This is a genomic window from Terribacillus saccharophilus (assembly GCF_002272075.1).
Classification (GTDB): domain Bacteria; phylum Bacillota; class Bacilli; order Bacillales; family Amphibacillaceae; genus Terribacillus; species Terribacillus saccharophilus_A.
This window is the reverse complement of the sequence record NZ_NPBJ01000023.1, coordinates 75,807-96,320: the sequence shown is the minus strand read 5'-3', so window position 1 is coordinate 96,320 and position 20,514 is coordinate 75,807. Positions and strand designations below refer to the sequence as shown.

Sequence of the window (20,514 nt, the reverse complement as noted above, 5' to 3'; positions counted from 1 at the left end):
GCTTCCAATAAATTAGTAAAAGGGGAGTTCAATTACATGAAAAAGTGGAAAACATTAGGTGCAGCAGCCGGACTAGCATTGACATTAGTAGCAGCAGGGTGCGGTAATGACAGCTCTAGCTCAGACAGCTTCAGCGAACAAGTGGATTACACAATTACTGGTATCGAAGCTGGTGCGGGTGTCATGAGTGCGACAGAAAAAGCAATCGAAGATTATGATCAGCTGAATGGCTGGACATTGCAGCCATCTTCCAGCGGTGCAATGGCAACTGCCCTTGGTGATGCAATCAAGGATGAAGAGCCAATCATCATCACAGGCTGGACACCGCATTGGATGTTCAGTAAATATGATCTGAAGTATCTGGAAGATCCGAAGGGTTCATTCGGAAGTGAAGAAACCATCAACACTATGACTCGCCAAGGATTTGCTGATGAAGTACCGGGTGCTAACACAGTGCTTGATCAATTTAATTGGTCTACAGACGATATGGGAGAAGTTATGCTGGAAGTAAGTGACGGTACAGACCCTGCTGAAGCAGCACGCAATTGGGTGGACGGTCATGCGGATCAAGTAGCTGAGTGGACTGAAGGAGCAGAGGAAGGTAATGGTCAGGAAGTCAGCCTTACGTATGTAGAGTGGGATTCTGAAGTTGCTTCTACGAATGTCATGAAAGTTGTACTTGATGATCTAGGATACAATGCGAAAATCACTCCTCTTGATAACGCAGTTATGTGGCAGTCTGTAGCGAATAGTGAAGCTGATGCCATGGTAGCAGCTTGGCTGCCGACTACACACGGTGATTTGTATGAGCAGTACAAAGATCAAGTTGTCGATCTAGGACCTAACTTGGAAGGTGCGAAAACTGGTTTAGTTGTTCCTAGCTATGTAGATGCGGATTCTATTGAGGATCTTGAAGCAAAATAACCGAATTATAGGAGAAGCCTCTTCCCTTGGGAAGAGGTTTTTCTAATAATACTGCAGCGCATCAAAATTCTCGCAATCCGTCTCGATGTTACTGCCCTACCGAAGGGGAACTGGAGAGCGAGTATAGCTAGCTACTTTTGCAAGGAAGTATTATAATGAAGGATCAGGATACAACGTCTGCAGTGACACCAGTCAATATAAAGAACAAAAATCCCAAGTGACAGAAGTGAAATAAAAAATGCTCTCCATTATGGAGAGCATTTTTTATTCGTTGCCTTTTTTCTGATTCGCTTTTTCTTCCAAGTCTTTTAAGCTTTTCTCAATCTGAGCCAAGCTTTTCTGGATATTTTTCTGATGCGGTTCAACCGTACGTTTCCAGCTGTCGATGGAAGTTTTTACATCAGCTGATAGTTCTTTGAACATAACAGCGCCTTCCTTGGAAGTTTTTGTGATCTGTTCTTTCAGCTGTGTTCCTTCATTCTTTAAGTTATTGAATGTGACCTTCCATTCGTCGCTGCGCTGTTTAGCATCTGCGCGCAACTCCCTGCCGGAGGATGGTGCTGTCAGCAATGTGATTACAGCGCTGACTGTGCTACCTACGAGTATACCAACTGCGATTGATTTGCCACTTGCCATCATCTCCACTCCTTCCTACTTCATTATACTATTTTCTCTTCCTATGTAGCAGTGAAACCTATTGAGACAATCTTACTGGATTTTACTGCTGATTTTTTCCGCCAATTCACCAAGGTGTTCGCTGGCAATATTGTCATGTTGTTCAAAGGTAGCGTGGAAGCCATCATTTTTTCCGTATCTCGGAATAAGATGCACATGCAGATGGAATACAGTTTGGCCTGCAACAGCTTCCGTATTACTCAATACGTTCAATCCAGCCGGCTGGAACGCTTCCTTAATTGCATTCGCAATCCGTGGTACACGAGCAAATACTTCTTGGGCTACTTCGGGCGGTGTTTCGTATATATTCTTCGTATGTGTTTTGGGGATGATGAGGGTGTGCCCCTTCGTCACCTGTCCGATATCCATAAAAGCAAGTACGTGGTCATCCTCATATACTTTCGCAGATGGCAGTTCACCAGCAACTATTTTACAGAAGATACAATCCTTTTCGTGCATACGATCACTCCTTTAACGTGTATACATATTGTATAAAGGAATGGACATGCTTGTAAAGTAAGTCGAATAAAATAGGCAGACATCCCGTAACGGCCGGAATATTGGAATTCTTCGCGTTTTGGGAGTGTCTGCCTTTGAAGCAAGGTTGCCAAGAGTAAAACCATTTCGAACTGTACAGCGGCTTACGATGTTTGCGCCAGTACACTTTCAGCTTGCTTACAAATGTAAATCAGCTTACTTTCGGACGTAGCGGTCTGTATCTCCAACCAACACCTCATTTTTTAATGAATGGGTACTGCTCTCGGAAACCTCTTGGCAACTTCTTTGCTTCGAAATTAGTATGTGCAGACTGACGGATGTTATAACCGTTTTATTTTGGCAAATACGGCGGGCTTTGGTAAACTTTTAGCAGAAGCGTGCTTTTAGAAAGGGGAAAGGGTAATGCAACCTTTATTACATATTGATTCTCTGACCGGTGGGTATACACATAAAAATGTCCTGCATGATATATCGTTTCAAGTAGATGCGGGTGAAATTGTCGGGCTGATTGGACTTAACGGGGCAGGGAAAAGTACGACAATCAAACATATCATCGGTCTTATGCAGCCGAAGGGAGGCAGTATCCAGATCAATGGAAGCACGTTTGCTGCTTCACCTGAAACATATCGGAGCAATTTCTCCTATATTCCTGAAATGCCGGTACTGTATGATGAATTGACTTTATATGACCATCTTCGTCTTACTGCACAAGCATATGATTTGTCAAAGGAGGAGTTTGATAAACGCCTTCCGCCTTTGCTGAAGGAATTCCGCCTTGAAAAGAAACTGAAGATGTTTCCTGTCCATTTTTCAAAAGGGATGCGTCAGAAAGTAATGATTATGTGTTCTTTTCTTGTTGAACCTGACCTATACATCGTGGACGAGCCATTCGTTGGACTCGATCCTCTCGGTATTCAATCCTACTTGCAGCTGATGAACCAGGCGAAGGATAATGGAGCAGGCGTATTGATGTCCACGCATATTCTGGCGACTGCGGAACGTTATTGCGACCGCATTGTCATACTGCATGATGGAAAGCTGCGGGCAGCTGGTACGATGGAAGAGCTGCGTAATGAATTCGACATGCAACATGCCACGCTGGATGATTTATATGTACAGCTGACGAAAGAAGAAGACAGCCATGTTTAATGCAGAAACATTTTTCAAACAGCGGCTTACCGAGCATATGAAGGAAATGAATCGCTATTTGCGGTACATATTTAACCAGCATCTTATGATAGCAATGCTGTTCCTAATCTCGGGGCTTGCTTATTATTATCAGCAGTGGCTAGAGGGATTAACTCCGGACTTTCCTGCTGCGCTTTTAATTGGTGCTGTGTTCGGCCTATTGGCCAGCTACAGCCCTGTGCGGACATTATTGAAAGAAGCAGATATGATATTCATGCTGCCGCTTGAGCCAAAGCTGCACCGCTATTTCAAATTAACCATTGGCTATAGCTTCTTTACGCAGCTTTACTTATTAATATTAGCTGCTGCGGCACTAGCGCCGTTGTTCTTTGCAGCAGACTTAGGAGAAGGATTTTTATCTTATCTGCTTGTCTTTCTTGTTCTGCTGGTTTTCAAGCTGTGGAATCTTCATATGAATTGGTGGATGCTGAAGATACGGAATGTCAACATAAGAAGAACCGAGCAAACGCTCCGGCTGGTGCTGAACGTCGGAAGCTTTTGGCTGTTTTTACGAGGTAATCTTATTGCAGCGGCAGTTTTGACGGTTCTATTCGTCGTACTTCTTTTTGTGGACTATACCATCACCCGGAAGCAGGGCGGTTTGGCTTGGGATTTGCTGATTGAAAAAGATCAAGCACGAATGCAGGCATTCTACCGAATTGCAAACCAATTTGCTGATGTACCTCACTTGAAGACGAAAGTCCATAAACGGCAGTCTATCGTCAATCTCTTCACTAGACGAGTTCCGTTCGAACAGAAACATACATATGATTATCTGTTCCGAATAACTTTTGTCAGAGGTGGCGATTATTTCGGGCTCTTTCTGCGATTGACTATTTTAGCTGGAGTTATCATCTACTTTATCCCAAATCTTTGGGTGCAGTTGGCGTTTGCTTTGTTGTTCCTTTATTTGACGGGCTTCCAGCTTATCGGAATGTGGAAGCATCACCGGACAATCGCCTGGATGGATCTTTATCCGGTAGCAGGCGACACTCGAAAACGTGCATTATTGTCCCTTCTTCAGCAGCTGGCCATTATACAAGCTGTGCTGCTGAGTCTCGTGTTCCTTCTCCGTGTCGATGTAGTTGGTTTTGTTTTGGCACTTGTTGCCGGACTTGCCTTCGGTCTCGGATTTGTCCGTATGTATGTACCGAAACGGTTAAAATAGGAGGGATTCAGATGGAGGAAGACTATTATAAGGTAAGAAAACTGAAGGAAGCGATGTTTTATTATCATTCCCTTCAGCGGCGCGGCGGCAAGTTTCAGCGGCTTTCTAAAGGTACACAGGATACAATCACCGATAAAATTCCGGCAGCTGTGCACACCACAATTACGACAGCTATTCGCCAAATGATAGAACTCAGCCTGACGTCTTCTAACTACATCTATCCAATTAAGATCGATCATAAATGGAGTTTTGAGCAACGTGAGAAAGAAGTTCGGAAGGTCATCAATCGTTATAAAACAACAGCAAGATTGGAAGGTGCCGGCACTGGTGCTGGAGGTATTATTTTAGGTATGGCCGATTTTCCGCTTCTTCTTAGCATCAAGATGAAATGCTTATTCGATATTGGCAGAATTTATGGTTTTGATGTTACGGCATTCAGCGAACGTGTTTTCCTGCTGCAAATTTTCAGTGCTACTTTCTCAAGCAGTGAAACGAGGGTCAAGCTGTGGGAAGAAATCCGTCATTGGAATAATGTTACCGGCGCAATCGAAGATGTGAATTGGAGGGTGCTCCAGCAGGAATACCGTGATCATATTGATTTAATCAAAATGATACAGATGCTGCCGGGTGTCGGAGCCTTCGTCGGAGCCATTATCAACGGCAAGTTTCTCGAACAGTTAGGTACAGCTGCCATGCATGCATATCGGATCCGCATGTTAACATAAAAAAAGATCAGCGTGAAAAATCACGCTGATCTTTTTTATTGGTAAGCAATACACGCGCTGAGTAATGTCTTAGCGGCGATGCTCATTGCTCTTTCATCAAAATCAAATTTCGGATGGTGGTGCGGATAATAATGATCTTCTTTCTTAGCGCCGGTGAAGAAGAAAGCTCCCGGCTTGTCATGCAGATAATAAGAGAAATCCTCGCCAGTCATCGTAGGCAGCACCTTATTCGCTTCCTGAACTTCTGCAACTTGCTTCGAGGCATCAAGTACCAATTGTGCTTCAGCAGGGTGGTTGATTACTGGTGGATATCCTTCTATATAGTCATACGTGTAGTCTGCATCATTAGCAATTGTAATACCCTTTAATACATTTTCGATTTCTACTTTAATCTGTTCCTGTACAGCAGTATCGAATGTACGAACTGTTCCTGTCAGCTTCGCTGTTCCGGCAACTACGTTGAATGCTGCGCCAGCCTCGAAAGTACCTACAGTGATGACAGCAGTTGACAATGGATCCAAGCGGCGGCTGATAATTTGCTGAAGCGCTGTTACGACTTGAGATCCGATTAGAACGGCATCCTTCGTCTGGTGTGGCTGTGCTCCGTGTCCGCCTTTGCCGATGATTTCAATTTCGAAGCGATCTGCTCCTGCCATGAATTCTTTATCTGCAGTTTCAATTGTGCCAAGCGGCGTGTTCGACCAGAGGTGAGTTCCGAATACAGCATCCACGTCATCAAGGATACCAGTTTCAATAATCGGCTTCGCTCCGCCTGGAGCATATTCTTCTGCATGCTGGTGGACGAAAACAAGCGTTCCTGGTAGTTCATCCTGCAATGCTTTGGCTGCTTTGGCAATGCCAAGCAGTGTTGCTGTGTGTCCATCATGACCGCATGCATGCATAACATTTGGTACTGTGGATTTATAAGGGACATCATTTTCTTCTTGGATTGGCAACGCATCGAAATCTGCTCGCAAGGCAATCTTTTTACCAGGTTTTCCGCCTTGGAGAGTGGCAACTACACCGTTACCTCCGACATTCTTTTCGTAGGGAATACCAAGTTCTTCATATGTATTTGCAATGTAGGCAGCTGTCTTTTCTTCTTTAAAGGACAGTTCTGGATGCTGATGAAGGTATCTTCTTGTCTCAACCATGTCTTCATAAAGTTCATCTACTTTGGTGAATAATTTCTCTAGCATACTGCACCAGCCTCCTTATTAATATGAAATAAGACCAGTATAGCATATTTCTTGTTAATAATTATTGGTTTATTCAGAAAAATATATAGAAAAACCCATAACCATTAGGTTATGGGTTTAATAATTATAGGCGAGAGTCACTCAAAAGACGGTTGAGTTCGTCACGGTGATTTGTCTCATCCGAAATTAAATCTTCCAGCTTAGTTGCAAGCTCTGTCAAGTTAAGATCTTCAGCCTGCTTTCTGCGTTTTTCATAACGGTCAATCGTATCCTGTTCCGCATCTCGTGCTGCCGTTAGCATTTTCTTTACATCAGTGTGATACGGTACTTCAGCTGGAACAGTAGTTGGTACGCCGCCGAGTGTTACAATCTTATCTGCCAAATATTTTGCATGTCCGATTTCGTCCGTAATTTCATCCTCGAAAAATGGTTTTAGATACGCACGATATAGACCTGAAACAGCGGAGCTGTATGTTGTATACATGATGGAAGCGGCATATTCATTTGCCAAGTCTACGTTCAAGCCATCAATCAATTCCTGTAATTGAGAATCGTCTTTGATTTTTCTAACATTGTCTGCCATGTTTATCATCCTTTCTAATTGGCTATCTGTAATGTATATTCCCCAGGTGTTTGTTTTCTAAACAAGTGCCATAGTACAATCAATTAGAGGTGAAAAGATGGAACTCCCGCATAGAAAAAGATATATAGTGCTATTTACGATTGCAATTATCGTAGCAACTATATTTACAATTGACGTCAGACTGCACACAGATCCGCTGCTGGATCAATGGACAGCTCCTTTTGCGGAATCCTTGCAGGAGACATTTTGGTATGATGTATTCCGTTGGATTACCGAGCTGGGTTCGAGCATTGTTCTAAGTGTGCTTGCATTTTTATTTGGTTTATACTTGGCAGCAGGGAAACGAGATTTAATTGGAGCAGGTATTGTATTTACTGCTACAGCCCTAGGTTATCAGTTCAATTTTTTCATTAAACAATTGGTAGAAAGGGAACGTCCGACCATTCTGGCATTAGTGGATGGCGAGGGATTCAGCTTCCCATCGGGTCATTCGATGGTGTCCTTTATTACATATGGCATCATCCTTTATTTCCTTTGGCATTATCTCAAAGGCAGTAAGCGGTATATTGCTGCATCCTTGGCGATACTTATTGTCCTGCTGGTTGGGTTTAGTCGCTATGTTCTCAGGGTCCACTATTTGACTGATGTGCTGGCTGGCTTTGCTTATGGGCTGATCTTTCTTGTCATTTGGATTTTGTTATATAAATGGCTGCAGTATAAGCTAGGGAAAAGAGAAAAGGTGCGCGCCTACTGATTAGGCAGAAAAGGGCCTGTCCGTGAATCGGACAGGCCCTTTTCTTTATTCGTTATCGATATGATACGTGGTGACATATGCTGGTCCAGCGCTGAATGGTGTTTTTTTCGGCTGATTGGAATCTTTTTTATGAGCATGCTGAAATGCTTCTGATTTTTTCCAATCCTCGAAATGCGACTTGGATTCCCATGCTGTCAGCACAAGATATGTGTTGCCAGATTTAGGACGAAGCACGCGGAGGGCTTTAAAACCGGGTGTTTGATCGATTTTTCCTGCTCGACGTTTGAATACATCTTCAAATATTGGGCGACCTTCGTCTGTAACGGGAATGTTATTAATTGCGATATAACCTTCATCAGGAAGGTCGCCAGTACCCGTTACACGTTCATATGTACGAGGTGTTGTAAAGTTTGCTGCATCTGGTTCCTCTGTATAAGCCAGAGCGCCCTCGGCCCCTTCGAACACCCAGATTTTTGCTTGTTCTTTTGCCTTCAGCTGGCGAAGGAATTCAGTCGTACCACTGGTGAAGTGTGCGGTCATTTGTATTCAACCTCCTGGCAGTATGTTACAGTCAGTGTAGCAATTACGCATAGTGTAATGCAAGCTAGGACTCCAATCGATAGAAAGATGGGTAAATGGCATTTTTTGTCGTATAATAAAGGTTATAGAATGAACATGGGGGATTCGTAAGAGGTGAAAGAAACGTTATGAAACGATCAGAACTTAAGCAGCATAAAAGGATGCGCAGGAAGACTCTATATCTCCTCGGGACTGGTATCATATTGGCGGGCATAACCGCTGTCTATATCCTGTTATTTTTCGGGGGAAGACTCGTAATTGATAAAGATGATTTGACATTGAAGGCTGCTTCAACAGTCGAGAATCAAGATGGAGAAGTAATTGCGGAATTCTATGAAGAAAACCGGGAACCTGTCAAATTCGATGAGATTTCCGAACATGTGAAAAACGCTTTTGTTTCCATAGAAGACGCTCGGTTCTATAAGCACCATGGTATCGATCTTAGGGCGACAGCACGAGCTTTATACCGTGATATTCTGGCGATGAGTAAAGTGGAGGGCGGAAGTACGATTACACAGCAGACCGCCAAAAATCTCTTTTTCAAAAATGATAAGACCTTCACCCGGAAAGCGAAGGAAGCGATGGCTGCTATTTACTTGGAGAAACAGTACACGAAGAAGCAGATCCTCGAATATTATCTGAATGAAATTTATTTTGCGCACGGTCTTTATGGAATTGAGTCCGCTGCTAATTATTACTTCAATAAGAGTGCGAGCGATCTGACTCTTTCGGAAAGTGCAATGCTTGCGGCACTGTCAAAAGCACCGAATACGTACTCGCCGAATAATAATCCAGATCTGGCGAAAGAAAGACGTAATCTCGTGCTGGATGAAATGGAGGAGCAAGGCTATATCACAGCCGAAGAGAAGGAAGCTGCTCAAGCGGAGGAACTTGGTGTGACTCAACCGGAAGAGGAGCAAGAGCGTCCTTGGATTGAAAGCTATATCGATTTGGTAGCAGAAGAAGCACAGGAGAAATATGATTTATCTTTGGAAAATCTGCGTACAGGCGGTTACCGGATTGTGGTGAATGTGGATGAAGATATCCAGCGCACAGCTTACAATACGATGCAGGAAGATACGTATTTCGATGGCTCGACAGATAGCATTGAAGGTGCCTTTGTCATGCTTGACCAGAATTCCGGTAAGATCGTAGCAGCTGTCGGGGCGCGTGAATTCCAATACGGGGACATAAACCGTGTGACAGTGCAGAGACAGCCGGGATCGGTCATGAAGCCGCTCGCGGTCTATGGGCCAGCATTGGATAGTGGGGATTACAATGCGTATAGTGAGCTGCCGGATGAGAAAAAGACATATAACGATGGAAAGTACACTGTATCTAACCACAACGATCAGTATGAGGGCGATATCACGATGTATGAGGCCGTGCAGGAATCGAAGAATACGACAGCTGTTTGGCTGCTTGATCAAATCGGCATCAAAACAAGCAAATCGTATTTAGAGAAAATGCATATCGAATTGCCGGACGACAAAGGTCTGTCGATTGCCCTTGGCGGCTTGAAGGAAGGGTTGACACCGCTGCAAATCGCGGAAGGCTTCCGAACCTTTGCCCATGAAGGACAGTGGATCGAATCTCAGTCCATCAACGCAATTTATGACCGAAACGGGGAAGCTGCCTTCAAAGCAGAACCGCAAACAGAAGACGTATTCTCGGAACAGACTGCCTGGGATATGACACGCATGCTGCAAGGAGTCATTACTGGCGGTACCGGAACTGCTGGTACCTACTATGGAGCACTGGCTGGAAAGACAGGAACGACACAGCATCCGACTGTAGATGATGCAGATAAGGATGCCTGGTTCGCTGGATACACACCAGAATATGTCGCAGTTAGCTGGATGGGTTATGACAAAACGAACGATGAAAACTATCTGGAGAGCGGCAGTTCAATGCCTACTGCCCTCACGAAATCAATTTTGCGGCAAGTTTCCCAATATCGGACCATGTCGACGAGCTTCGAGAAGCCGGAAAATGCAGAAGATATTGGTGGACCAGTTGAATTGCCGACAATTACGGATGCTTCTATCTCATATGGATTCGGTGGCCTTCGGATCGTTAATGCTGATTTGACTTGGACAGCAAGTGATGACAAGCGAATCATCTATCATATTTACAAAGAAACAAACGATGGTGCAGAGAAAATCGGGGAAGTGCAAGGGAAAGGATCCTTTACAGTGGATAAAGTTAATCCGCTGAAAGACGCCACTTATTATGTAGTTCCATTCAATCCGCTGACAGATGAAAGCGGCGCTGAATCCAACCATACCGTCCTATCCGGATTCGGATTCTGACGATTTTCACGACTCTGACACAATTCATCAAAAAATGGGGTTTTTATGAGTCAAATGCTATACAAATACTCATGAAATTTCGTATAGTGGGAACGGATAATGAGGAGACGAAGGAGAACGATTATGCCTAACATCAAAAACGATACAATACTGCGTGCATTTCGTGGGGAAGCAACGGATTACACGCCGGTGTGGTATATGCGCCAAGCAGGGAGATCGCAAAAAGAATACCGCGAACTCAAAGAGAAATATTCTCTGTTTGAAATTACCCATCAGCCTGAGCTTGCGGCCTATGTGACAAGACTTCCGGTCGAACAGTATAATGTCGATGCAGCAATTTTATATAAAGATATCATGACACCACTGCCAGGCATTGGCGTGGATGTTGATATCAAGTCAGGAATCGGTCCGGTGATCGCCAACCCTATCCGCAGCATTCAGGATGTGGAGAAGCTTGGCACCCTAGATCCAAAGCGTGACGTTCCATACATTCTGGACACGATCAAGCTCCTGACAGAGGAACAGCTGGAAATACCGTTGATTGGTTTTTCTGGTGCACCGTTTACATTGGCTAGCTACATGATTGAAGGCGGACCATCCAGAAACTATCATAAGACAAAGTCACTTATGTATAGTGATCCTGCTGCATGGTTCGCATTGATGGATAAGCTTGCAGAAGTATCTATCACTTATGCGAAAGCGCAAGTGGCAGCCGGAGCATCAGCTATTCAGATTTTCGATTCATGGGTAGGGGCTTTGAATGCAGCGGATTACCGTATGTACATCAAACCGACAATGGAGCGTATATTCAACGAACTGCGTGAAACAAATGTTCCGCTTATCCTATTCGGTGTAGGAGCAAGTCATCTGATCATGGAATGGAATGATCTGCCGGTGGATGTCATCGGACTTGACTGGAGACTTTCCATTAAGGAAGCAAGAGATAAGGGTATTACAAAGACGCTTCAAGGCAATCTTGACCCAGCATTCCTTACAAGTGATTGGAGTGTGCTGGAAGAGAGGGCTAAATCGATTCTGGATCAAGGCCGGGAAGCTGGACCGCATGTGTTTAACCTTGGCCACGGTGTAACGCCGGAAATAAGCCCAAGTGTGCTGAAGAAGCTGACTGCCTTCATCCATTCGTATTCCGCTAAACAAAACTCAATTTTATAACCCGAGGTGTAAGACATGACAAAGAAAAAGGTTGGTTTACTAGTTATGGCGTACGGCACGCCTTATAAAGAAGAAGACATTGAACGTTATTATACTGATATCCGGCATGGACGTAAGCCTACACCGGAAATGCTGGAGGATTTAACTGGCCGATATAAAGCAATCGGCGGTATTTCTCCGCTTGCACGCATTACGAAGGAACAAGCTGATGCAATTGAAGCAGCTTTAAATAGCTCTCAGGATGCTATCGAATTCAAAGCTTATCTTGGCCTAAAGCATATTGAGCCTTCCATTGAAGACGGTGTTGCTGAAATGGCAAAAGACGGTATTACAGAAGCTATCTCACTTGTATTGGCACCGCATTACAGCACATTCAGTGTAAAATCCTACAACGAGCGTGCGCATAAAGCCGCTGCAGAAGCTGGAAATCTTCAAATTACGTCTGTAGAAAGCTGGTACGACGAACCAGGTTTCATCAAATATTGGTCAGATAATATTTCTGAAATCTTCGCTGGCATGGACAAGGAAGAGCGTGATAAAGCAGCGCTGATCGTATCTGCGCATAGTCTTCCGGAGAAAATCCTTCAAAATGGAGATCCATACCCAGATCAACTGAAACGTACAGCAGATTTGATCCAAGAACAGACAGGCATCAAGAATGTGGAGCTTGGCTGGCAGAGTGAAGGTAATACACCAGATCCATGGCTTGGACCGGATGTACAAGATCTTACTCGTGAGCTTTACGAGAAAAAAGGCTATCGTTCTTTCGTTTATGCACCAGTCGGCTTCATTGCGGACCACTTGGAAGTACTTTATGATAATGACTATGAATGTAAGGTTGTTTGTGACGAATTAGGCGCAAAATACTATCGTCCGGCAATGCCGAACACGGACCAGCAGTTCATTGATACATTGGCGAAGGTGGTATTGGAGCAGCAAGCGCGAGTTGAGCGTCATGGCTGAGAAGAAACAGATTGCAATCGTCGGGGGCGGTATTGCCGGTCTGACGACTGCTTATTACCTTCAGAAGCAGATTCGCGCCTATCGTCTGGATTATGAAGTAAAGTTGTTTGAGGCCTCCAGCCATCTTGGTGGAAAGATTGACACCCTGAAAAAAGATGGATTCTTGATTGAACGCGGTCCTGATTCCTTTTTAGCGCGTAAGGAATCAGCATCTCGTCTGATTCATGACATCGGCATGGAAAAGGATCTTGTCCGGAACAATACAGGACAATCCTATATCCTAGCTGGCAAGAAGCTACATAAAATGCCGAAACGAGCCTTTATGGGTGTGCCGACAGAATTAAAGCCGTTTTATCAGTCTCGTCTGCTTTCTACTAAGGCGAAAGCGCGTATCAGTGTTGAACCGATGCTGCCGAAAGGAAAAGAAGCTCAGGATCAATCTATGGGATTATTCTTCCGCCGTCGCTTCGGCGATGAACTGGTAGAGAATGTGCTTGAGCCGCTTCTATCAGGTGTATATGCAGGTGAAATCGATGAGTTAAGTCTGATGGCCACGTATCCAAAGTTCTATGAAGTAGAACAGCAGTATGGAAGTGTGATTAAAGGACTGCAGGCGACGATGCCGAAGCCATCGAAACAGAAGAAAGATGTGAAGCCTCCAGGTGCATTCCTTTCATTGAGGAACGGATTGCAATCATTGGTAGATGGTCTGGAAGCAAAGCTTGATCCAGGCACTGTCCACTTGGAAACAAGTGTGGATCATATCGAACGCAAAGAAGACCATTATCACTTGCTGCTCGGTAACGGAGAGGTATTCCGAGCCGACGCTGCAGTGCTTGCTTCACCTTTCTTTGCGGTTCAGCGTATGCTGAGCCAATATGATTTCATGGAACAGCTTAAAGAGATGAAGGCGACATCTGTTGCTACGGTTGCGATGACATTCGATGCTTCTGCTATCAAGAAGGATATCGATGGTACAGGCTTTGTGATCTCCCGCAACAGTAAATATCGAATTACAGCATGTACATGGACACATAAAAAGTGGGAAGGCACGACACCAGAAGGCAAAGTCATGCTCCGCTGCTACGTCGGAAGACCTGACGATAGCGGTATAGTGGATTTATCCGATGAGGAAATCGTCCGGATCGCTTTAAAAGATTTGAATAAAATCATGAAAATAAAAAGCAAGCCGCTATTTTCAGTGGTTAGCCGCTGGAAAAAAGCGATGCCGCAATACGTTGTCGGCCATCTGCAGCGTGTCGCTAATGTGCGCGCCAATATGGCCATCAACCTTCCAGGTGTATTCCTTGCGGGTGGTTCATACGATGGGATTGGTATTCCGGATTGTATCGATAGTGGTGAACAAGCCGTTCAAAACGTACTTGCTTACTTGCGTGAAAAAAGCTTCTCCTAAGGGAGAAGCTTTTTTTTGTAACTTGTTATTTATTATTTTTGATCTCGACAGCTTATTTGGTATCTGTCGGAAAGTTCCTGTATATGTAAGCAATTATCATTTTTGTAGCTGTCAGGAACTATGGGAATACGGCTTGCTTTTTTTCTTGTTCCAAGCCTCGATAGCTTGACTGCGCGTCTTTCCTTTGTTTACAGGTTTAGAGAAAAACTCACGGATGAATCGGTTATACTCGAACTGAGGGGCAATATCTTTCTGGTAACCAGGATCCTGCTTGCGGGTTTCTTCTTCATGCCAAGCATTGATGGCATCTTCGTATGTTTTGCCGATGTTTGCACGGAAGTAGTTTTGTATATAAGTCGAGAAATGAAAATGCTCTCCGATTTCCTGCTTAAAGAATGTTCTTACGTCCTGGCTGCATCGATGGCCTTCCGTAATGATGGTAGAACGGCTGAGCGGTTCTTTGGATTTCTTCTTTCTGCGTGATTGTTTTTGTTTCGGTTTTTCTATGAGACCATTCAGAAGGAAGCTTTCAATTCTTGCTGTAATCTCCATCTTGGAACCCGAGACAGGCAGTTCATTATCTCGGCAGAATTGGACAAGTTCTTCTTTCAGCCAATAATAATCCAAAAAAGCATCTGCTTTTGTTTTTCTTGTCAATTCTGGTCTCATTACATATCCCCCATATACGTTTTTTTCTCTTTTTGTTATATTATGTCACATATTTAAAGAGGAGACTAGCTCTTGACTGGAGAACCCTTGAAAAAGGAATCAGGTTTATCTAATGGAAATTCGGTAATGGTAAGATTAGAAGGAGAGGTGCACAAAGTATGAAATTGACAGTAATAGGATTTTGGGGAGCATATCCTGGCAGAGAAAGTGCCAGCTCTTGTTATTTAGTGGAGAAGGACGGATATTCCTTGCTTTTGGATTGCGGAAGCGGTGCGTTATCGCGGATGCCAGCTTTTATTGATCCGAAGGAACTGGATGCGGTGGTCGTAAGTCACTATCATCCGGATCACATAGCAGATATTGGCGCCCTGCAACATGTTTGGCAAGTGCAGAACAGCTTGAAAGGTACAGAAGACGTGCTGCCGATATATGGTCACGAAGAAGATGAGGAAGGCTTTAAGAACTTGACTCATAAATTTACCGATGGGATTGGCTACAAGCCGGATGAAATTCTGAGCATAGGGCCTTTTGCCATAACATTTATGAAAACGAAGCATCCAGTACCATGCTATGGTATGCGTATCTCAGACGGTGTCTCCGATATTGTTTATACAGCTGATTCTAGTTATTTGGAGGAGTGGGCGGAGTTCAGTAAGGATGCTGACCTGCTTATAACCGATTGTAATTTTTATCAGCATCAGGATGGAGAATCTGCCGGTCATATGAATAGTCTGCAGGTAGGCGGCATTGCGGAGCAGGCTGGTGTGAAAAAGCTCTTCCTCAGTCATCTGCCGCATTTTGGAGAACATAGGCAGCTGCTGGAGGAAGCAAGCAGTGTCTACAGTGGACAAGTAAAACTAGCATATGAGGGGCTGACATGGGAAGGGTAAAACCTTCCCGTTTTGTCTGAATTGCTATCATGCTGAGGATTCGGTAGAATATTACTAGGATAAACAATTTTTGACACTGGGGGTCTTTATTTTGCGATTTATCGATAATGAAGGTATTACAGATCCAAGGATCAACCTTGCGATCGAGGAGTATGTCCTGAAAAATTTCGGCAAAGACGATACATATTTGCTTTTCTATATCAATGAACCATCCATCATCATCGGCCGGAATCAGAACACGATTGAAGAAATAAATACGAAGTACGTTGACGATAACGGCATCAAGGTTGTACGCCGCTTATCCGGAGGCGGAGCTGTATACCATGACATGGGGAATTTAAATTTCAGCTTTATCACACAAGATGACGGTGACAGCTTCCAAGATTTCGCCAAATTCACAAAGCCGGTTACGGATGCATTGAACAAACTCGGTGTACCAGCAGAATTAAAAGGCCGAAATGATTTACTTGTCGGTGAACGCAAGATTTCTGGAAATGCACAATTCTCAACACGTGGTTTGATGTTCAGTCACGGTACACTAATGTACGATTCGGAGATCGAACACGTTGTATCAGCTTTGAAGGTGAAGAAAGAGAAAATCGAATCCAAAGGGATCAAATCTATTCGCAGCCGTGTAGCAAATATCTCAGAATTCATGGATAACAAAATTCCGATGGAAGAATTCAAGGAAATCCTGCTGCGTTATATCTTCGATGTAGAAGATACGAAGGATGTACCGCGTTACAAGCTGACAGAAGAAGATTGGAAAGCAATCCATAAAATCAGTGAAGAACGATACCAGAAATGGGAGTGGAACTACGGTAAATCGCCGAGCTTCAATATCCAGCAAACGCATAAATTCCCTTCAGGTAATGTTGATGTCCGTCTGGATGTGAAAAGCGGTATTATTGAGCAGATCCGTGTCTTCGGTGATTACTTCGGAGTCGGCGAAGTCGGGGAGCTTGAAGAAAAACTGAAAGGTGTCCGTTATGAGCGCGAGTCGATTCAAAAAGCACTAGCGGATGTGAACGTAAGCCACTACCTAGGTAAGATCGAGAAAGATGACTTTATTGATCTTATGTACTGATTGATTATCTATGAGACGACCTCCGGGCCGTCTCTTTTTTACAGGAGGAATCGGATGAAACGGGTACTTCTTGCTTATATGATCTATCTTTTGGCAATCTGGATTTTCTTTCCGTTTTTCTATACAGAATGGAATGATGATGTAAGCACATACGCAAGTATTGGTCATGCCGTCTACTTTTCCAGACTGCCGTTATTGCCGCTATTTCTTTATGTGGTTTGGAAGAACGATAAACTGCAAAAAATCGCTGCTGCCATGGAAAATAGACTGCCTAAACTAGTCGCAACTGCCAGCTATATGCTTTTATTTACTACCGTATACGGTATCGTTCAGCTGCCATTCCGATTGGCGGGGTATTGGAATGCGCGTCAAGCACAGATCAGTGTCCAGAATTTTTGGGATTGGGCAGGGGAATACGTGCTAAGCTTATTTCTCTTTTATTTGGCCGTCACAGCAGTTGTTTTGATATCGCAGTATCTAATGAAAAGATTCCGAAAAAACTGGTGGATACTTCTTTGGGTCCTGCTTGTACCGAGTGCAATTTTCTTCGTCTATGTCCAGCCAATGTGGATTGATCCGCTTTATGAAGATTTCTATCACCTTCCTGACGGGGAGTTACGTACGGAAATCGAGCAGCTGACTAGTGAGGCAGGAATTCCCGATGCAACACTTCTGGAAGTGGATAAAAGTGCTAAAACAGTAACGTATAATGCATATGTAACAGGGCTGTTCGGCAGTGCTCGTGTAGTGCTGTATGATACAACAGTCGACGGCTTGGCCCAAGATGAGATTTTGTTCATCGTCGCCCATGAAATCGGTCATTATGTGCTGCATCATGTGTATTGGGGGACAGCTGGTTTTCTGGTTCTAGGATTTGTCCTCCTTTGGGTAACCAAAAAATTATCAGATAAGTTATTGGCTAAAAGACAGATAAGTGCTCATCAGCTGAGAGCAGTACCACTCTTCCTGCTTATCCTTAGCTCGCTGCAATTTGCGAGCGAGCCTGTTTCACTTTATGTGTCGCGAGAAATGGAGCGGCAGGCAGATGCTTATGCGCTGGAACACGCACCTGATACAGAAGCAGGCATTCACATGTTCCGGAATATGCAGCAGGTCTCAAAAGGCGATCCGAATCCTTGGCCGCTATTTGAATGGCTGCGTTCCACGCATCCATCTAACCAGGAGCGTATCGAAACAATAGAATCTTATCAAGAAAACAGGTAGAAGCATGAGTTCTACCTGTTTTTGTAAGGATTCTATTAAGAAAATGGTATTCTCCTGTTTTCATGCCTGAAATTTTGCTATTGTAGAATCAATCCCTCTTTTCCTGCATCAGAAAGGATGTTTTAAGATGCAGCAGATAGAACAAAATCCAACCATGGCAGAACTTACGCCGCTTACAATGGCTGTACTTCCGAAGCTCCTCGAAAACGGTCAGCCAGGCTGTGAGGTAATCGAGACAGAAGATAGTTTTACCTTTCGCACCCCTCCGAGCAGATTCATTGATTTGGCCTGCAAGTTTTATGGAAGCAGTTTAAAAGGAAGACAGGCAGGTGTGAAAGACATATGCGGTATCACTCATAAGGCCCCGATATCGATTGACCCTGTCAGCGGTATGTATTTCTTTCCCACCTCTTCACCACTCTCCCATGCTTGCTCCTGGATTTCTCATTCCCACATCAAGCGGATTGAAGCCGCCCCGCATCAGCGAACAACCCTTATATTCAAGAATGGCTACACACTTACCCTTGATGTTTCGTATGGATCGATGATGAATCAGGTGCAGCGTACTGCACAATACAGATTCCTGCTGGATAAGCGAATCAGGCATTTGTGGAAGTATGGCGGGGATCAGATTGCGGAGCCTTTTGTGTAAGCTCCATCAGGATTGCCTCGACTTTCTTCCGAATCGCTGGATTGAAATAATTCCGCTTTTCCTCACACTCCTTCGTGATGAACAGGAAAGTGGTGAAGGCGTCGTTTTTCTCTGCTGTAACAACCTGCAAATTATGCTGACGAAGCTGAATGCGCAGCTGTTGTCGTTCCTCCAATGCACGCTTCTCCATCGATTGTAATGTATGTAACAGATGCGCCTTTATCTTATGCTTTCCTTCTTCTACAATCCGGATATCCTGCTGCAGGACAACAATGGCCATTGATAGAAATAGAAAGCGGGACCCCAGCTTATATTCCGACTCACTAAGACAACGCATATGCCTTTCCTCCTAGTACGAACGTATGTTCTAGTATACCCTATTGTATGCAAAGTGAAAACAGGATACTACAGGTAATTTTCAAAAAAATACTAACCAAATGCAGGAAAAGAAGGGATAATCCTGTCAGACTTTGCATGCTTGGGCTTTTCGTTTAGAATAGTAAAAAGATGTTTTTGCTGGGAATAGGAGAATGGTTAGATGGTCTTAGGCTTTGGATGGAACGATTTGATGGAAATGTTCCGCAATGGAACATGGGACGATTATGTGAAGTCCCTGCTTGATCGATATGAGAATCTGGGTCCTATACCCGGCATTTTGCTTCCTTACTTGGAAGCTTTCCTGCCGTTTCTGCCGCTTGTTGTCTTCGTACTGACGAACACTGTGGCGTACGGCCTGCTATGGGGCTTCCTATATTCGTGGATTGGTACGTCGCTTGGAGCAATCACTGTGTTCTGGCTGATACGGCGGTACCGACATACACGTATAATCAATTGGCTGCGGCATAACAAACAAGTAAAGCGAATAACTGAATGGTTGGATCGTCATGGTTTTGGTCCATTATTCATTCTTTTATGCTTTCCATTTTCGCCCTCGGCTATCATCAATGTGGTCGCAGGATTATCGAGAATCAGTGTGCAGCAATTCGCTTTGGCGGTATTTCTCGGGAAAGCGCTGATGATCTTCTCTATTGCATACGTCGGTGAAAGTTTGACTTCCTTTGCAGAAAACCCGATTAAAACGGTGGTTGTAGCTGTTGCAATCATCCTATTCTGGACGGTAGGTAAATACGTAGAAGGAAGATTGAAGAAGAAGAACGGAAAGCAGGAGCAGTCACATAAGGATTAAAGCTATTCAAGCCGGGGTAAAGTGTTGCAAAACACTTACACCGGGGGAAGGCGCATGAAAAAGAAAAAACGTTGGAAGTTTTTCTTCTTGTTTGCCGGCATCGTGCTTTTGATCTTCTGTTCCAGAGAATTAATCTTTGCGGATTATCGAGTGGAAGGGGAGTCAATGGAGCCGACCTTACAGGACGGTAACTTCCTGATGGTGAACAAGTTCATGAACGACGCAGATAGTATCCAGCGTTTTGATGTCATCGTTTTTCACGCAACAGAGGATGAGGATTATGTGAAACGTGTCATTGGAATGCCAGGGGATGCAGTGGAAGTTAGAAATGACAGACTGTTTGTAAACGGTGAATACAGACCGGAGCATTATCTGGAAACGTATAAGGATGATGTCGATGGTCAGCTGACGTATGATTTCACGTTGAAAGACGTTACTGGGAGAACGACAGTGCCCGAAGGAATGCTGTTCGTAATGGGTGATAATCGAAGGGACAGCCTTGATAGCCGCTCTTTTGGCTTCATCCCGATTGAACAAGTTGTCGGGAAGGTGGATGCCCAATTCTGGCCAATGTCCGCATCTGGACTTGGAGTTTAGCTCCTTATCTTTGATAAGGGGCTTTTCCAGTATATACAAGCGAACAAACGTGCG

22 protein-coding genes are annotated in these 20,514 nt (G+C 44.2%); 15 read left to right on the top strand and 7 right to left on the bottom strand.

Features of this window, described 5'->3' with window-relative positions; translation table 11 throughout:
- Positions 1-36 precede the first annotated feature (36 nt).
- A complete protein-coding gene (locus tag CHH48_RS12695; RefSeq protein ID WP_095219514.1) occupies positions 37-924 on the top strand; it encodes a glycine betaine ABC transporter substrate-binding protein in 888 nt (295 codons plus the stop codon).
- Between the two features lie 264 nt (positions 925-1,188).
- Here the strand turns inward: CHH48_RS12695 and CHH48_RS12690 are convergent, their stop codons facing one another.
- Both CHH48_RS12690 and CHH48_RS12685 read right to left on the bottom strand, forming a co-directional pair.
- Complete coding sequence (locus CHH48_RS12690; RefSeq protein ID WP_095219513.1) at positions 1,189-1,560, bottom strand: YtxH domain-containing protein; 372 nt, start codon at positions 1,558-1,560, stop codon at positions 1,189-1,191.
- A 72-nt stretch (positions 1,561-1,632) separates the two neighbouring features.
- Positions 1,633-2,058 carry an HIT family protein gene (locus tag CHH48_RS12685; RefSeq protein WP_095219512.1) on the bottom strand — a complete coding sequence of 142 codons (426 nt, stop codon included), beginning with the start codon at positions 2,056-2,058 and terminating at the stop codon, positions 1,633-1,635.
- A 441-nt stretch (positions 2,059-2,499) separates the two neighbouring features.
- On the opposite strand from CHH48_RS12685, the gene CHH48_RS12680 reads away from it, so the two are divergent.
- Genes CHH48_RS12680 through CHH48_RS12670 form a run of 3 tightly spaced genes read left to right on the top strand, consistent with a single transcriptional unit; the run spans position 2,500 to position 5,178 of the window.
- Positions 2,500-3,246, top strand: a complete 747-nt coding sequence (locus tag CHH48_RS12680; protein WP_095219511.1) for an ABC transporter ATP-binding protein — start codon at positions 2,500-2,502, stop codon at positions 3,244-3,246.
- Entirely contained in the window at positions 3,239-4,453 is a 1,215-nt protein-coding gene (locus tag CHH48_RS12675) for an ABC transporter permease (RefSeq protein WP_095219510.1), read from the top strand. The genes CHH48_RS12680 and CHH48_RS12675 overlap by 8 nt, the downstream gene beginning before the upstream one ends.
- Before the next feature lie 11 nt (positions 4,454-4,464).
- Positions 4,465-5,178, top strand: a complete 714-nt coding sequence (locus CHH48_RS12670) for an EcsC family protein (protein ID WP_095219509.1) — start codon at positions 4,465-4,467, stop codon at positions 5,176-5,178.
- A gap of 35 nt (positions 5,179-5,213) precedes the next feature.
- Here the strand turns inward: CHH48_RS12670 and CHH48_RS12665 are convergent, their stop codons facing one another.
- Together CHH48_RS12665 and CHH48_RS12660 are read right to left on the bottom strand one after the other, a co-directional pair.
- The gene (locus CHH48_RS12665) at positions 5,214-6,377 is read right to left on the bottom strand and encodes a M20 family metallopeptidase (protein WP_095219508.1); all 1,164 of its coding nucleotides are present in this window, start codon (positions 6,375-6,377) and stop codon (positions 5,214-5,216) included.
- Positions 6,378-6,501: 124 nt separating this feature from the next.
- Positions 6,502-6,960 carry a ferritin-like domain-containing protein gene (locus tag CHH48_RS12660; protein ID WP_095219507.1) on the bottom strand — a complete coding sequence of 153 codons (459 nt, stop codon included), beginning with the start codon at positions 6,958-6,960 and terminating at the stop codon, positions 6,502-6,504.
- A 97-nt stretch (positions 6,961-7,057) separates the two neighbouring features.
- Between CHH48_RS12660 and CHH48_RS12655 the strand changes: the two genes are divergently transcribed.
- Positions 7,058-7,714 carry a phosphatase PAP2 family protein gene (locus CHH48_RS12655; RefSeq protein WP_095219506.1) on the top strand — a complete coding sequence of 219 codons (657 nt, stop codon included), beginning with the start codon at positions 7,058-7,060 and terminating at the stop codon, positions 7,712-7,714.
- Between the two features lie 45 nt (positions 7,715-7,759).
- Here CHH48_RS12655 and CHH48_RS12650 read toward each other — a convergent pair whose 3' ends face one another.
- Positions 7,760-8,254: an antibiotic biosynthesis monooxygenase family protein gene (locus CHH48_RS12650; protein ID WP_095219505.1), complete on the bottom strand. Its 495-nt coding sequence runs from the start codon at positions 8,252-8,254 to the stop codon at positions 7,760-7,762.
- Between the two features lie 167 nt (positions 8,255-8,421).
- On the opposite strand from CHH48_RS12650, the gene CHH48_RS12645 reads away from it, so the two are divergent.
- The 4 genes from CHH48_RS12645 (at position 8,422) to hemY (ending at position 14,155) form a co-directional block, all read left to right on the top strand.
- Entirely contained in the window at positions 8,422-10,605 is a 2,184-nt protein-coding gene (locus CHH48_RS12645) for a transglycosylase domain-containing protein (protein ID WP_095219504.1), read from the top strand.
- Between the two features lie 123 nt (positions 10,606-10,728).
- On the top strand, positions 10,729-11,778 hold the full coding sequence (hemE, locus tag CHH48_RS12640) for a uroporphyrinogen decarboxylase (RefSeq protein ID WP_175074363.1): 1,050 nt from the start codon (positions 10,729-10,731) through the stop codon (positions 11,776-11,778).
- A 15-nt stretch (positions 11,779-11,793) separates the two neighbouring features.
- A complete protein-coding gene (gene hemH, locus CHH48_RS12635) occupies positions 11,794-12,741 on the top strand; it encodes a ferrochelatase (protein WP_095219503.1) in 948 nt (315 codons plus the stop codon).
- Positions 12,734-14,155, top strand: a complete 1,422-nt coding sequence (hemY, locus tag CHH48_RS12630) for a protoporphyrinogen oxidase (RefSeq protein WP_095219502.1) — start codon at positions 12,734-12,736, stop codon at positions 14,153-14,155. The genes hemH and hemY overlap by 8 nt, the downstream gene beginning before the upstream one ends.
- Before the next feature lie 111 nt (positions 14,156-14,266).
- On the opposite strand, the gene CHH48_RS12625 is transcribed toward hemY, so the two are convergent.
- Entirely contained in the window at positions 14,267-14,824 is a 558-nt protein-coding gene (locus tag CHH48_RS12625; protein WP_095219501.1) for a DUF6434 domain-containing protein, read from the bottom strand.
- Between the two features lie 158 nt (positions 14,825-14,982).
- Between CHH48_RS12625 and CHH48_RS12620 the strand changes: the two genes are divergently transcribed.
- The 4 genes from CHH48_RS12620 to CHH48_RS12605 all read left to right on the top strand — a co-directional run bounded on the left by CHH48_RS12620 (position 14,983) and on the right by CHH48_RS12605 (position 18,677).
- Positions 14,983-15,714: an MBL fold metallo-hydrolase gene (locus CHH48_RS12620; RefSeq protein ID WP_095219500.1), complete on the top strand. Its 732-nt coding sequence runs from the start codon at positions 14,983-14,985 to the stop codon at positions 15,712-15,714.
- Between the two features lie 91 nt (positions 15,715-15,805).
- Entirely contained in the window at positions 15,806-16,801 is a 996-nt protein-coding gene (locus CHH48_RS12615; RefSeq protein ID WP_095219499.1) for a lipoate--protein ligase, read from the top strand.
- 54 nt (positions 16,802-16,855) lie between these two features.
- On the top strand, positions 16,856-18,025 hold the full coding sequence (locus CHH48_RS12610) for a M48 family metalloprotease (protein ID WP_095219498.1): 1,170 nt from the start codon (positions 16,856-16,858) through the stop codon (positions 18,023-18,025).
- Between the two features lie 127 nt (positions 18,026-18,152).
- Entirely contained in the window at positions 18,153-18,677 is a 525-nt protein-coding gene (locus tag CHH48_RS12605) for a competence protein ComK (RefSeq protein ID WP_095219497.1), read from the top strand.
- On the opposite strand, the gene CHH48_RS12600 is transcribed toward CHH48_RS12605, so the two are convergent.
- On the bottom strand, positions 18,625-19,014 hold the full coding sequence (locus tag CHH48_RS12600) for a hypothetical protein (RefSeq protein WP_095219496.1): 390 nt from the start codon (positions 19,012-19,014) through the stop codon (positions 18,625-18,627). The genes CHH48_RS12605 and CHH48_RS12600 overlap by 53 nt on opposite strands.
- Positions 19,015-19,215: 201 nt before the next feature.
- Between CHH48_RS12600 and CHH48_RS12595 the strand changes: the two genes are divergently transcribed.
- Entirely contained in the window at positions 19,216-19,863 is a 648-nt protein-coding gene (locus tag CHH48_RS12595; protein ID WP_095219495.1) for a TVP38/TMEM64 family protein, read from the top strand.
- Between the two features lie 54 nt (positions 19,864-19,917).
- A complete protein-coding gene (gene lepB / locus CHH48_RS12590; RefSeq protein ID WP_095219494.1) occupies positions 19,918-20,460 on the top strand; it encodes a signal peptidase I in 543 nt (180 codons plus the stop codon).
- The last annotated feature ends 54 nt before the right edge of the window (positions 20,461-20,514 follow it).

Excerpts from the sequence above, each read along its gene's own strand:
- CHH48_RS12695 (WP_095219514.1), top strand. The coding sequence starts at position 37 with ATGAAAAAGTGGAAAACATTAGGTGCAGCAGCCGGACTAGCATTGACA.
- CHH48_RS12690 (WP_095219513.1), bottom strand. The coding sequence starts at position 1,560 with ATGGCAAGTGGCAAATCAATCGCAGTTGGTATACTCGTAGGTAGCACA.
- CHH48_RS12685 (WP_095219512.1), bottom strand. The coding sequence starts at position 2,058 with ATGCACGAAAAGGATTGTATCTTCTGTAAAATAGTTGCTGGTGAACTG.
- CHH48_RS12680 (WP_095219511.1), top strand. The coding sequence starts at position 2,500 with ATGCAACCTTTATTACATATTGATTCTCTGACCGGTGGGTATACACAT.
- CHH48_RS12675 (WP_095219510.1), top strand. The coding sequence starts at position 3,239 with ATGTTTAATGCAGAAACATTTTTCAAACAGCGGCTTACCGAGCATATG.
- CHH48_RS12670 (WP_095219509.1), top strand. The coding sequence starts at position 4,465 with ATGGAGGAAGACTATTATAAGGTAAGAAAACTGAAGGAAGCGATGTTT.
- CHH48_RS12665 (WP_095219508.1), bottom strand. The coding sequence starts at position 6,377 with ATGCTAGAGAAATTATTCACCAAAGTAGATGAACTTTATGAAGACATG.
- CHH48_RS12660 (WP_095219507.1), bottom strand. The coding sequence starts at position 6,960 with ATGGCAGACAATGTTAGAAAAATCAAAGACGATTCTCAATTACAGGAA.
- CHH48_RS12655 (WP_095219506.1), top strand. The coding sequence starts at position 7,058 with ATGGAACTCCCGCATAGAAAAAGATATATAGTGCTATTTACGATTGCA.
- CHH48_RS12650 (WP_095219505.1), bottom strand. The coding sequence starts at position 8,254 with ATGACCGCACACTTCACCAGTGGTACGACTGAATTCCTTCGCCAGCTG.
- CHH48_RS12645 (WP_095219504.1), top strand. The coding sequence starts at position 8,422 with ATGAAACGATCAGAACTTAAGCAGCATAAAAGGATGCGCAGGAAGACT.
- hemE (WP_175074363.1), top strand. The coding sequence starts at position 10,729 with ATGCCTAACATCAAAAACGATACAATACTGCGTGCATTTCGTGGGGAA.
- hemH (WP_095219503.1), top strand. The coding sequence starts at position 11,794 with ATGACAAAGAAAAAGGTTGGTTTACTAGTTATGGCGTACGGCACGCCT.
- hemY (WP_095219502.1), top strand. The coding sequence starts at position 12,734 with ATGGCTGAGAAGAAACAGATTGCAATCGTCGGGGGCGGTATTGCCGGT.
- CHH48_RS12625 (WP_095219501.1), bottom strand. The coding sequence starts at position 14,824 with ATGAGACCAGAATTGACAAGAAAAACAAAAGCAGATGCTTTTTTGGAT.
- CHH48_RS12620 (WP_095219500.1), top strand. The coding sequence starts at position 14,983 with ATGAAATTGACAGTAATAGGATTTTGGGGAGCATATCCTGGCAGAGAA.
- CHH48_RS12610 (WP_095219498.1), top strand. The coding sequence starts at position 16,856 with ATGAAACGGGTACTTCTTGCTTATATGATCTATCTTTTGGCAATCTGG.
- CHH48_RS12605 (WP_095219497.1), top strand. The coding sequence starts at position 18,153 with ATGCAGCAGATAGAACAAAATCCAACCATGGCAGAACTTACGCCGCTT.
- CHH48_RS12600 (WP_095219496.1), bottom strand. The coding sequence starts at position 19,014 with ATGCGTTGTCTTAGTGAGTCGGAATATAAGCTGGGGTCCCGCTTTCTA.
- CHH48_RS12595 (WP_095219495.1), top strand. The coding sequence starts at position 19,216 with ATGGTCTTAGGCTTTGGATGGAACGATTTGATGGAAATGTTCCGCAAT.
- lepB (WP_095219494.1), top strand. The coding sequence starts at position 19,918 with ATGAAAAAGAAAAAACGTTGGAAGTTTTTCTTCTTGTTTGCCGGCATC.